Here is a 12,270-nt window from a genome sequence, read left to right on the forward strand (position 1 = left end):
GGAATAACCCGACATGTTGCCTGAAGTCACCCAATTCGAAGACACCGTCACGCTGGTCAGCGACACCGGCATCCAGTTCATGGATTTCGCCCTGCGCCTGGACCCTCGCAAAGAACCGGCGGGCGAGTTCGCGCCGATGATCAGCGGGTTGATCTGCCGCCTGTCATACAACGAAGAGAAAGACTTCTTTTTCTACGAGCCGGAGCCGGAAAAGGTCGAAAAAGCCAAACCGGCGTTCAGTGTCGACATGAAAAGCAGCCTCGAGCTGCTCGACGGTGTCTGGCTGCCGACCCCGTTTTTCCGCTTCATGCCGCCGCACCGCTTCGACGAAGGCCCGACCAACTGGTCGCGCATGCGCCTGGTCAAACTGGCGACGCCCGACATCGACGGCAACACCCACCGCCTGACGATGGCCTTCGACAGCCGCGTGATGCCCAAGCGTGACGGCACCGCTTACCTGGCGCCAAACGAAGAAGACATCAGTTCCGGCGTGTCCTTCAAACTGGCGACCAAGGCCAGCGAAACCCGCTGGTTCCTGGCCCAGCCGTGGGTCAACGAATGGCTGCTGGAAGTATTCAACGAGGGCAATGCCCACCGCTCGCGCGCAGAACTGGACACCGACATCCGCGCCAACTATCACTTGGCGCACTACCTCAACTTGCTGAGCCTTCTGAGCAAGCCATCGGCGGCAGAGCAGTCGACTGCCCGGCCGAAAGTTGAAATCCCTGAATTGAAGGTGGTTGCCAACGACAGCAATGGCCTGGTCAAACCGATTCCGGTGGACCTGGTGCTGGACGTCGGCAACTCTCGCACCTGCGGCATTCTGATCGAGAACCACGGTCAGGCCGGTTCCGGGTTGAAACAGAACTACGTGCTGGAACTGCGCGACCTGATCACCCCCGAACACACTTACAACCTGCCATTCGAAAGCCGTGTGGAATTCGCCCAGGCGTATTTCGGCAAGGACCACTGCTCGGTCAAAAGCGGCCGGCATGATGCGTTCCAGTGGGCGACGATTGCCCGTGTCGGCAACGAGGCCAGCCGTCTGGCCAGCCGTCGTCGCGGCACCGAAGGCTCGACCGGGCTGTCCAGCCCGAAACGCTACCTGTGGGACGAAAACGCCTACGGCCACGGCTGGCGCTTCAACTGCTCGTACATCAAGACCGACAGCGAGCCGTACGCCACTGCCGCGCCGTTCTCGCACCTGATCAATGAAACCGGCGAGGCGCTTTACAGTCTTGAAGAAGACGATCGTCTGCCGGTGTTCATGCCGCGTTATTCGCGCAGCTCGCTGATGACGTTCATGCTCGCCGAGGTCCTGGCCCAGGCGCTGTCGCAAATCAACAGCCCGGCCCAGCGCTCGCGCCAGGGTCACACCCGTGTGCCGCGCCAGCTCAACAGCATCACCCTGACCGTGCCGCCGGGCATGCCGCAGGCCGAGCGCAGCATCCTCAACGAACGCATGCAGCAGGCCATCGGCCTGGTGTGGAAAAGCCTCGGCTGGCATGCCGGTGAGGAAGATCCGCATCAGGACCAGGCCGTCAGCCCGCGCACGCCGATCCCGAGCATCCGCGTCGAATGGGACGAAGCCTCCTGCGGCCAGTTGGTGTACCTGTACACCGAGGTCAACGAGAACTTCGCCGGGCACCCGGAAGAGTTTTTCGACACCCTCGCCCGGCCGGACAAAACCGACCGTGAACGCATCACCCTGGCGACCATCGACATCGGCGGTGGCACCACCGACCTGGTGATCACCGACTATCGCCTCGACCGCGCCGGCAACACCGGCAGCGGCAGCAACGTGCACATCGTGCCCGAGCAGCGTTTTCGCGATGGCTTCAAAGTGGCCGGCGACGACATTCTGCTGGACGTGATTCAGGACTTCGTCCTGCCGAGCTTCGAAAAAGCCTTGCAGATCTCAGGCGTCAAATCGCCCGTCTCGCTGATGTCGCGGCTGTGTGGCGATGAATCGGTCAGCGCCCAGGACATGATCCTGCGCCAGCAACTGAACCTGCAGGTATTCGCCCCGCTGGGCCTGGCGCTGCTCAAGGCCTACGAGCATTACGACCCGCAAGACCAGCAGGAAGTGAGCACCCAGACGTACCGCCAATTGCTGGGCGACAACGCAATCAGCCAGACCGTGCTCGATTACGTCAATGCCGCCGTGCGTCGTGATGTCGGCAGCCAAAGCGCCTTTGACCTCTACGATTCGTTGATCAGCTTCGACCTGCAAAAGCTCCATGCCGCATTCCTCAACGATCAGATCAACATCACCAAGATCCTCGGTGCGCTGTGTGAAGTGGTCGCGCATTACCCGTGCGACGTCCTGCTGCTGACCGGCCGCCCTTCGCGCCTGCCCGGCATTCAGGCGTTCATCCGCAAGGTGTTGCCGCTGCCACCGGGGCGCATCCTGGCGTTGCAGAACTACCGCACCGGCGGCTGGTACCCGTTCCACAAGAACGGCCTCATCGACGACCCGAAAAGCACCGCTTCGGTCGGCGCGATGCTGTGCCTGTTGTGCGCCAACCACAGTGTGCCGAACTTCTACTTCCGCGCTTCGGCACTCAAACCGTATTCGACGGTCAAAAACATCGGCGTTATCGACCTGAACAACGTGATCAAGGATGCCGACGTGCTGTACCGCGACATTCAGTCCGAAGACTACAAAATCAAGCTGCCGGAAATCGGCACGGGCGACGCCGCCGACACACCTCAGCTGGAAATGCGCGGCGATCTGCGCCTCGGTTTCCGTCAGCTGGCCGCCGACCGCTGGGCCGCTTCGCCGCTGTACACCTTGCGTTTCACCAAGGCCGGTCGGGAGAAGTTCTCCCGTGCGATCGGTGAAAACGGCAGCGCGCCGCTGCTCAAGGTGCGCTTCGAGGTCAAACCGGCGGACAAGTACACACGCAAGCAGGATCTGGTCAGCGACCGCCTCTCGGTACGCAACATCGAATCCAACTGCAGCAACGTCAACTTCAACCCGCGCAGCGACCTCGAGCTGGAACTCAACACCATGCTCGACGCCGGCCTGAGCGAGACCAAGTACTGGCTCGACAGTGGAAGTGTGAAACGCAAATGAATGACCTGACCCCCGATCAACATCAGCTCTCTACCCGCTGGGCCGCTGTTTATGAAGGTGCCGGTCAGGCGCTGGAATGGATTGGCCAGACCCGTGTCAACGCGCCACGTCTGGACAGCGAAGCCGACAACCTGAACATCCGCCTGCATCGCGCCCGCAACCTGGCCCACAGCCTCGGTCGCGTGGCCTGCACGCCGATGACCATCGGCTTTTTCGGTTTGTCCCAGGCGGGCAAGTCCTACCTGATCTCGGCCCTCGCGGCCGGGCAGAACGGCAAACTGGAAACCGATTTCGGCGGCCAGCGCCTGGACTTCATCAAGCACATCAACCCGGTGGGTGGCGGCAAGGAAGCCACCGGCCTGGTGACGCGCTTCAGCCGGCGGGCCACACCGAGCCAGGACCCGGATTTCCCGGTGGAGCTGACGCTGTTCAGGGAAATCGAGCTGGCGAAGATTCTCGCCAACTCCTGGTTCAAGGATTTCGACCTTGAACGGATTTCCTACGAGATTGACGAAGAACGCATCCAGCGAGTCCTCAAGCCGTTCGAAGGTCGCGAGACCGGGCCGATGCAGCCGGGTGTCAGCGCCGACGATCTGGTGTCGTTGTGGGATTACCTGCGCGACAACTTCCGTAACTCGGTGAAAAAACTCGAGCACCTGTATTGGCCGAAAGCCTTGCAGCTCGCGCCACGCCTGAACTTCCAGGAACGTGCCGAGCTGTTCGCCATTCTTTGGGGTGAGCAAAGCGAGCTGACGCGTGTGTATCAGCAACTGGCCGGCGCGCTGCACAAGCTGGGCCTGCCCGAGACCGTATTCGCGCCGTTGAAGGCCTTGGTGAGTTTCGAAAACGACACTTACAGCCAGCGCGACAGCATCATGAACGTCGACATCCTCGAGCGCTTCGGCAGCCCGCGGGACTTGCCGATCGACGTGCGGCCACGCATCGACGGTCGCCTGCAAAACAGCCAGGGCATTCCTGTCGCGCAACTAGCGGCACTCACGGCGGAAATGACGTTCTGCCTGATCGAAGCCCCGGCCGACGACATCGTCAACCAGGTCGATCTGCTCGACTTCCCCGGCTATCGCGGACGCAAGAAGCTGCACGAGATCGCCAACTCCAGCGACCCGGAATCCGCCACCAAGGACAACTCCGTCTCGCAGCTGATTCTGCGCGGCAAGGTCGCGTACCTGTTTGAGCGCTACACCGACAATCAGGAAATGAACGCGCTGGTGGTGTGCACCGGCTCGACCAAACAAAGCGACGTCAACGACGTTGGCCCGGTGCTGACGCGCTGGATCGAAAAAACCCAGGGCGCCGACGCGGCCGCTCGCAGCAAACGCGACACTGGTCTGATCTGGGCGTTGACCATGCTCGACCTGCGCATCACCAACTCCCTGAGCCTGACACCCGATCAGTACGACGAGAGCTGGAACGGCATGGTCAAGCTGACCATGCTGGAGCGCTTCGGCAGCCTGAGCTGGATGAACGACTGGGCCGGCACGCCATTCCAGAACACCTTCCTGGTGCGTAAACCGCGCATGGACGCGGCATTCATCGTCCAGGACGCCAGCGGCGCCGAAACCGGGATCAACGCCAGTTACCAGGAACGCGTCGATGCGCTGGGCGAAAGCTTTGCGAGCAACGCGCTGGTGTGCAAACACGTCAACAATCCTGCCAACACCTGGAAAGAAATGCTGCGCAACGATGACGGTGGCATCAGTCACTTCAGCGGCAGTTTCAAGGGCGTGGCCAATATCGAATTCAAACTGCAGCGCATCCGCGAGCAGCTGGACGAATGCCTTGAAGGCCTGACCACGCACGGTCTGAGCACCTGGTATCACGCCGACGGTGACGGTGCCGCCGCTGCCAAGAAAGCCCAGGCGCAGATGATTCTGTCGACCCTGGGCCGTCGCCCGGCGGTGCTGGGCGAACTCATCGATCAACTCGACATGCCGAGCGAAGAGGTGCGCGACCTGTACCTCAGCGGCGTGTACGAAACCGATGACGAGCCAGCGGTCAGCGATGAGCCGGTCGCCCTGACACCGAGCCAGAGCCTGTACGGCAACGACGCCGGTTTCGATTTCGATTTCGGCGATGACGCCAGCCCCGACAGCACACCGGCCAGCAGCAAGCCCCACACGCCGGTCCCGGAACTGCAAAGCAACGAACACCGTTTTGCCAAAGCGGCCTTCAAGGCCTGGGTCGCGCACTTGCGCGAACTGACCACCCGGCAAAGCCTGCTCAACCTGCTGGGACTGGAAAAGGCTTTGCTCGAAGCGGTGGTCGACGAGCTGATCACTGCCGGTTATCGCCAGGATTTGCCGGGGCAACTGAGCCGCGCCGTCCTCAAGCGTGCCCAGAGCGGTGCGCGTCGCGATCAACTGGTCGAGCGCCAGGTACTGGAAGTACAACGCGTGCTGCGCGATTTCGTGTCCTGGTTCGGCTACCTCCAGAAACCCGTGAGCGAACGCCCACCTAGCCGGACCGGTGCCAAAGCGCCCTTGTTCTCGTTCTATACCGACATCGGTCCGGGACAAGTGCCGGAGTTGCCGCCGCAACCGGCGAACCAGGCGCAACGGTATCTCGGCGACTGGCTTTCGGGCCTGGCCTGTATCACGCAGGACAATGCCGGCCATGGTGCCGGTCGCGAAATCACCCCTGAACAGAACGAACGGCTGGGCCAAGTGCTCACAGCCTTCGCAGCGAGATAAGCAATGCCAATTCGTGTCGACCTGCTCGCCTTAGAGCCCAATGTGCCTGGCCGGGCCTGCCTTACTGTGAAGAAATGGCAGGGTGGCGAAGAACAGCTGGAATTCTCCATTCAGCGTAACCAGGACGGTTTCTACCTCCAGGACCAACAGGCCTGGAGCAACAACCCTTTCTGGTTCAAGGTTTCGCGCTTCACTGTCGCCGCCAGTGGCGAAGCTCTTGAAGCCCAGGTCGGCCCGGAAGTGGTCGACCCGTTGCTGGAAGGCAGCGCCAACTCGCAATTCCAGATCGAACTGCGCGAGCAGAGCCTGGGGCATGCCGACAAAGGCGTGGTCCGGCCAGGCGTCGGGCTGTTGCCGTCCACGGCGGGTGGTCAGACGCGCTCGACGTATGGCGGCGCAGATTTGACCGCGCCAGCTGCACCGGCACCTGAGATTCCGGAAATCCCGGAACTGCCGGAATTGATCTTGCCCACCGCCGAGCCAGAAATCGAACTGGAATCGGTGCCCAACGAACGCGAATACACGCCTGCTCCGCCACCGGTGAAGAAGAGCAACAAAGGCCTGCTCGGCCTCGCGCTTGTGTTGGTATTGCTGCTGGCAGCAGCGGCCGGGTTCTGGTTCTACAAACGCACGCCGGCGCCTGCCCCGACGGTCGCGGCCGCCGCACCGGCCGGTGCCGACGCACAAGCCTGCACGCTGGAAAGCATGAACAGCCTGCCCGAGCTGACCTTCGTCCAGACCTGCATCAAGGCGGCACCCGACAGCGCCAAGCTGCTGGAAATCATCAACGAAGCCAAGGCCGGCAAACACTGCGGTGTCGCCCAGCGCCTGTACGCCAACCGTGCCCAGGCCGGTGACGCACTGATCGCCAACGCCTATGCCCGCGAATACGACCCGAAATACCTGAAGGCCAGCGAGTGCTTCCCGGTAGCGGATAACGCCACCGCGGCCTACTGGTACGAAACGATCCTCACCCAGGACCCGAACAACGCCGAAGCCAAGCAGCGTTTCGAGGAGTTGCAGAAGTGATGCGTTCACCCGTGAGTCGTTTCCTGCTGAGCAGCGCTGCGTTGTTGGCGCTGTGCATCAGCCCGTTGTCCCAGGCTGATGACAAACCGCTGATCCAGGCCGGTAAAAAGACCTTGTTCCAACGTGTGCTGACCACCCCAGGCTGCAAGATCAGCCCGACGGCGGGGGGTGCCGCAGGCGAGGCGCAACCCGTGTTCAGCCGTTTCTACGTGTACGAACGTGCCCAGGCGGCGAACGCCGAGTGGCTGAAAGTCGGCCCCGACAGTTATGGCAAAACCATTGGCTGGCTGCCTGCAAGCTGCACCACCGACTGGAAAATGCAGCTGACCCTGGCCTTCACCAACCCGGCCAACCGCGACCGGCTGCTGTTCTTCAAGGAACGCACCACGGTCGAAGGCATTCTCAATGCACCGGACCCGGTGAGCAAAGTCGCCCCGCTGCGCGCCACGTTGAAAAAGGGCAAGCAAGCACCCGGCGTGCTGGCCGAAGAACCTGAATACTTCGTCGACCTGCAAAAGCAGTTCTACCTGTTGCCCGTGCTCAGCGGCGAAGAAGTCATGACCGAAGCGGGCTTTCGCACGCGCCTGCTCAATGTCGCATCGGTCAGCAAGCCCGACGAAAAAGACACCAAGGGCGCGGCCGGCAAAAATGCGTCCGGCGGCAAAGAGGCCGAAGACAAGGCCGCCAGCCAACTGAAGGAATTCAGCGCGGCGGTGGTGTTTGTCATCGACTCGACGATTTCGATGGACCCGTACATCGACCGTACCCGCGAAGCGATCCGCAAGGTTTATCAGCAGATCGAATCGCAGAACCTCGGCAAGCAGGTCAAGTTCGGCATGGTGGCTTTCCGTTCCAATACCCAGGCGGTGCCGGGCCTGGAATACACCACCAAGATGTACGCCGACCCTACCAAGGTGAAAGACAGCGCCGACTTTTTCGCCAAGATCGCCGACCTCAAACAGGCCAAAGTGTCGAGCAGCAGCTTCGATGAGGATGCCTTTGCCGGCGTCATGGAGAGTATCGACAAGGTCGACTGGAGCCAATTCGGTGCGCGCTACGTGGTGTTGATCACCGACGCGGGCGCCATCGAAGGTGACGACAAACTGTCGAAGACCGGTTTGAGCGCTGCACAGGTGCGCATTGAAGCGGCCAACCCGGGCGTGGCGATTTACACCTTGCACTTGAAAACCCCGGCCGGGGTCAAGGATCACGCCAAGGCCGAGGCGCAGTACCAGAACCTGTCGACTTACCCAGGCACCAACACCTCGCTGTACTACCCGGTGAATGCGGGTGATGTGCAGGAGTTCGGGCGCAAGGTCGACGCACTGGCCACCGCGATCACTACACAGGTGAAAGCCGCCTACATGGGCGAAGACGCCATCGGCAGCGCGGCGAACGCCAAGCAGGACCCGGCCGAGAAGAAAATGCTCGAGGACGCCGCACTGATCGGCCACGCCATGCAACTGGCCTATCTGGGCGAGAAGAACAACAGCAAGTCCCCGCCGGTGTTCAAGGCGTGGATCACCGACCGTGACCTGATCAAGCAGAACATCCCCACCACCGACGTGCGGGTGTTGCTGACCAAGTCACAGCTCAGCGACTTGAGCGACGTGATGAAGAAAATTCTCGACGCTGCCAACGAAGGCTTGATTTCGCCGACGGAAATGTTCGACCGCCTGCGCTCGGTGGCCGCGACCATGGGCGCCGATCCGAACCAGCTCAAGCAGAACAACAACGCCAAACTGGCGGACATGGGCGTGCTCGGCGAGTACATCGAAGACCTGCCGTACCAGAGCGAAGTGCTGAACCTGGATGAAGAGACCTGGAAGAGCTGGGACGGTCTGGCGCAGGAGAAATTCATCCGTACGCTCAACACCAAACTGCGGCACTACCAGCGTTACAACGCTGACGTCGACCGTTGGGTGGCGTTGGCCAAGGACAGCGATGCGCGGGACAACGTGTACCCGGTGCCTCTGGAAATGATGCCTTAACGAGACGCCCATGCTCGATATCAGGAACCTGCTGGTGCGCCGTGGTGAAGGCGCGCTGGCCCATCACGTGCGCCTGCCGCACTTGCAGATCGGCGGCGGGGAAATCCTCGCCATCACCGGCGAGAGCGGCAGCGGCAAAAGCACATTGCTTGAGGCCATCGGCCTGCTGCTGGCACCGGTCGAGCTTGAGCGCTTTCGCTTGGGCGCAACGCAGGATCAGGACATCGCCCGACTGCTTGCCACGGATGATCAACCGGCTTTGGCGGCGGTGCGTTCGCGGCATCTGGGGTTCATTTTGCAAAGTGGCGGCCTGCTGCCGTTTCTGAGCGTGCGCGACAACATCAGCCTGCCGCGCCGTTTGCTCGGCATGTCGGCACACAGCGCGCACATCGACCACGCGGTTGAGGTATTGCGTCTGCAAGGACTGCTGGATAAAAAGCCGCAGGCGCTGTCGATCGGCGAACGCCAGCGCGTGGCCTGCGTTCGCGCCATTGCCCATGAACCGCTGCTGCTGTTAGCGGACGAACCGACCGCCGCGCTCGACCCGCACAGCGCCCGGCGCCTGTTTGAATTGCTGCTGAGCCTGGTGTCGAGCATGGGCCTGAGTGCGCTCGTGGTATCCCATGACTGGGCCTTGTTGAAGGATTTCGGCTTGCCGCGACTCGGCGCTATCAGCCGCCAGGGAGAGACTCTGTTTGAACCGATGGACTGACCGACTGCGCCTGCTGGGCACCCTGGCCCTGCAAGACCTGTGGCACGACCGCAAGGTGTCGCTGTGCATCGCTGCGTCATTGGTGGCGGTGATCGCGCCGTTGCTGTTGCTGTTCGGCCTCAAGCACGGGGTGGTCAGCCAGTTGCAGGACGAACTGCTGCGCGACCCGCGTAACCTCGAAGTGAAGATGCTCAGCAACGGCAACTACGACAGTGCCTGGATCGAGCGTCTGCGCCAGCGTCCCGAGACCGGTTTTGCCCTCGGCCAGACACGCTCGCTCAACACCCAGGCGGATTTGCTGATCGGCATGCAACGCTTCGTCGAAGGCGCAGAAATCATCGCCACCGAACCCGGCGACCCGCAACTGAACCTGCCGGAACTCAACCCCACCGGCGATCAAGTGATCCTCAGTGCCCGCGCCGCGCAACGCTTGCAGGCCAAGGTCGGCGATCGCGTGCAACTGCGCGTGCTGCGCCGTCTGGAAGGCGTGAATGAGCGCGGCGAGATGTCGCTGAGCGTGCTGGCGATTCTCGATGGTGCCCGTTTCGGCCGCGCCGCCGGGTTTGTCGCCCCGCCGTTGCTGCTGGACCTGGAGCGCTTTCGCGATGGCTATCAGGTCAGTGCGTTCGGCATCACCACCGGCAAGCCTCTGGGTGATCTGCAACCGCTGTATGCCCGCGCTCGCGTGTATGCACACGACATCGACCAAGTGGCGCCGCTGGAGCGCTGGCTCAACGAACAACACATCGAGACGTCGAGCCGACTGGCCGACATCGACAACGTCAAAGCCATCAACCATGTGCTGGGGCTGATCTTCGGTGTTATTGCCCTGGCGGCATTGATTGGCTGTGTGGCGTCGATGGTCGGCGCGTTCCTGGCCAACATCGACCGCAAGCGCAAAAGCCTCGCGGTCCTGCGCCTGTTGGGGTTCAAGCGCACGGCGGTCGCCGGTTTCGTGGTCGTGCAAGCGCTGTTGCTGAGCCTGGCCGGCTACCTCGGCGGATTGGGGTTTTACGCTGTCGGCAGTCATCTGTTCGACTACTTGCTCGGCAGCAGCCAGGCCACCGGCACCTTTGTCTGCCACATCACACTCTGGCATGGCCTCGCCGCCCTGCTTCTGACCTTTCTGGTCGCTACACTGGTGGCCGTGATCGGCGCCGTGCGCGCCATCAGCATCCAACCTGCGGAGAGTCTGCGTGAGCTATAAACGTTTTGGCTTGCTGTTGCCCCTGAGCCTGGGCTACTTGCTCGACGCTTCGGCGGCGGGCTGGGAAGAGAAGTATTACAACCCGATGCCCGAAGCCAGCGACGTCGTGTTGCCGATGCCGTGCGAAGGCTCGATGGTGTTTCGCAAGGTGTTCATTCCGGTCACCGGACCGCTCGACGACTACCCGATCAACATCGGTCAGGACGGCGCGGAATACGGCTATGTCGAACAGACTCGACCGACGTTTATCGCCGGCAGTTTCACCGGCGCCAAGAACGACAAATCCCGCTACTACCTGATGGCCAAGTACGAGATGAGTCAGTTGCAGTACGCCGCCCTGACCGATGAAACCTGCCCCACCGCAGCGACCAAGATGCGCCTGCCGCAAGTGGCCGTGAGCTGGGTGCAAGCCGTCGAAGCGGCTGACAAGTACAACCTGTGGCTGCGCAAGAACGCCGCCGGCAAGCTGCCGAAAGAAGACGGCGCCCTGGGCTTCCTGCGTTTGCCGACGGAAGTCGAGTGGGAGTTCGCCGCGCGCGGTGGCCTGGAAGTCGGTGCGGCGGAATTCCGCGATACACGCTACCCGATGCCCGACGGCATCAACGCTTACGAGTGGTTTGCCGGGGCGCAATCGTCCAACGGCAAATTGCAGTTGTCCGGCCTGCAAAAGCCCAATCCGCTGGGCCTTCACGACATGCTCGGCAACGTTGACGAAATGATGTTCGAGCCGTTTCGCCTGAACAAACTCGACCGCCAGCATGGCCAGGCCGGTGGCTACGTCGTGCGCGGCGGCAATTACCTGACCGCCCAGGCCGACCTGCGCACCGCGTTGCGCAAGGAAGAGCCGTACTACAACGCCGAAGGCCAGGTAAAAAACAAGACCACCGGCCTGCGCCTGGTATTGGTCTCGCCGACCCTGACCTCTCGCGAACGCGTGGCCAGCATCGAAAACAGCTGGAAGAAACTCGGCACCGGCAGCAAGGAAACCGAATCCGCCGACAAAGGCACGGTTCAGTCGCTGAACACGCTGGCCTCGGGTGTTGAAGACAAAGCGCTCAAGGAAAAGCTCCAGGCCCTGGAAAACCAGCTGCGCGCCAGCAACCAGCAGCAGGAAGAAACCCGCGACCAGGCGATTCGCGCCAGCCTCAATCTGGGTGCGTTCCTGTGCACCAAGATGCTCGACGACGGCCAGTACGTGGATTTCCTGCAGAAAAACTACAAGCTCAATTGCGAAGCCGCCGAAAAAGACGCCAGTTGCGACATGCGCAAGGGCAAGCTCGACGAGCAGAAGGATCGCCTGCACAAACTCAGCCGTTACTACGCCAGCAGCCTGGTGGAGTCGGCGACGTTGTACGGTCAGCCGCTGCTCGAGGCACAGGTTCCGGTGATGGAAGAAATCATTACTCGCAACAAACAGCTTCAGGACCTCAAACCCTACTTGCGCACGCACTGGGCGAATCAGAAGACCTTCCTGCAAAAACAGAAGATCGACACTGAGGCCTGGCTGACCAGCTGCAAGACCGTCACTCAATAACAACACG

General features: G+C 61.8%; 7 protein-coding genes. All 7 read left to right on the plus strand.

The window, feature by feature from the left end; genetic code table 11:
* Positions 1–13: 13 nt before the first annotated feature.
* From KGA82_RS07420 to KGA82_RS07450, 7 genes are read left to right on the plus strand one after another with little or no spacing between them, the layout of a single operon-like run.
* Positions 14–3,079 carry a virulence factor SrfB gene (locus tag KGA82_RS07420; RefSeq protein ID WP_008037957.1) on the plus strand — a complete coding sequence of 1,022 codons (3,066 nt, stop codon included), beginning with the start codon at positions 14–16 and terminating at the stop codon, positions 3,077–3,079.
* Positions 3,076–5,790 carry a putative virulence factor gene (locus KGA82_RS07425; RefSeq protein ID WP_223450044.1) on the plus strand — a complete coding sequence of 905 codons (2,715 nt, stop codon included), beginning with the start codon at positions 3,076–3,078 and terminating at the stop codon, positions 5,788–5,790. Before KGA82_RS07420 ends, KGA82_RS07425 begins: the two co-directional genes overlap by 4 nt.
* A 3-nt stretch (positions 5,791–5,793) precedes the next feature.
* Complete coding sequence (locus tag KGA82_RS07430) at positions 5,794–6,819, plus strand: hypothetical protein (protein WP_223434001.1); 1,026 nt, start codon at positions 5,794–5,796, stop codon at positions 6,817–6,819.
* Positions 6,819–8,810, plus strand: a complete 1,992-nt coding sequence (locus tag KGA82_RS07435; protein WP_223450135.1) for a vWA domain-containing protein — start codon at positions 6,819–6,821, stop codon at positions 8,808–8,810. The genes KGA82_RS07430 and KGA82_RS07435 overlap by 1 nt, the downstream gene beginning before the upstream one ends.
* 10 nt (positions 8,811–8,820) lie before the next feature.
* Positions 8,821–9,522 carry an ABC transporter ATP-binding protein gene (locus tag KGA82_RS07440; protein ID WP_008030527.1) on the plus strand — a complete coding sequence of 234 codons (702 nt, stop codon included), beginning with the start codon at positions 8,821–8,823 and terminating at the stop codon, positions 9,520–9,522.
* Complete coding sequence (locus KGA82_RS07445; RefSeq protein ID WP_008030528.1) at positions 9,506–10,729, plus strand: ABC transporter permease; 1,224 nt, start codon at positions 9,506–9,508, stop codon at positions 10,727–10,729. Before KGA82_RS07440 ends, KGA82_RS07445 begins: the two co-directional genes overlap by 17 nt.
* Positions 10,719–12,263, plus strand: coding sequence for an SUMF1/EgtB/PvdO family nonheme iron enzyme (locus KGA82_RS07450; protein WP_008030530.1), 1,545 nt, complete (start codon positions 10,719–10,721; stop codon positions 12,261–12,263). The genes KGA82_RS07445 and KGA82_RS07450 overlap by 11 nt, the downstream gene beginning before the upstream one ends.
* Positions 12,264–12,270 lie beyond the last annotated feature (7 nt).

The sequence above is a fragment of the Pseudomonas sp. BF-RE-22 genome (genome assembly GCF_019956155.1).
Lineage (GTDB): Bacteria > Pseudomonadota > Gammaproteobacteria > Pseudomonadales > Pseudomonadaceae > Aquipseudomonas > Aquipseudomonas migulae.

Bases quoted from the DNA above. Each gene is read 5' to 3' on its own strand.
- KGA82_RS07435 (WP_223450135.1), top strand. From the start codon at position 6,819: ATGCGTTCACCCGTGAGTCGTTTCCTGCTGAGCAGCGCTGCGTTGTTG.
- KGA82_RS07430 (WP_223434001.1), top strand. From the start codon at position 5,794: ATGCCAATTCGTGTCGACCTGCTCGCCTTAGAGCCCAATGTGCCTGGC.
- KGA82_RS07440 (WP_008030527.1), top strand. From the start codon at position 8,821: ATGCTCGATATCAGGAACCTGCTGGTGCGCCGTGGTGAAGGCGCGCTG.
- KGA82_RS07425 (WP_223450044.1), top strand. From the start codon at position 3,076: ATGAATGACCTGACCCCCGATCAACATCAGCTCTCTACCCGCTGGGCC.
- KGA82_RS07420 (WP_008037957.1), top strand. From the start codon at position 14: ATGTTGCCTGAAGTCACCCAATTCGAAGACACCGTCACGCTGGTCAGC.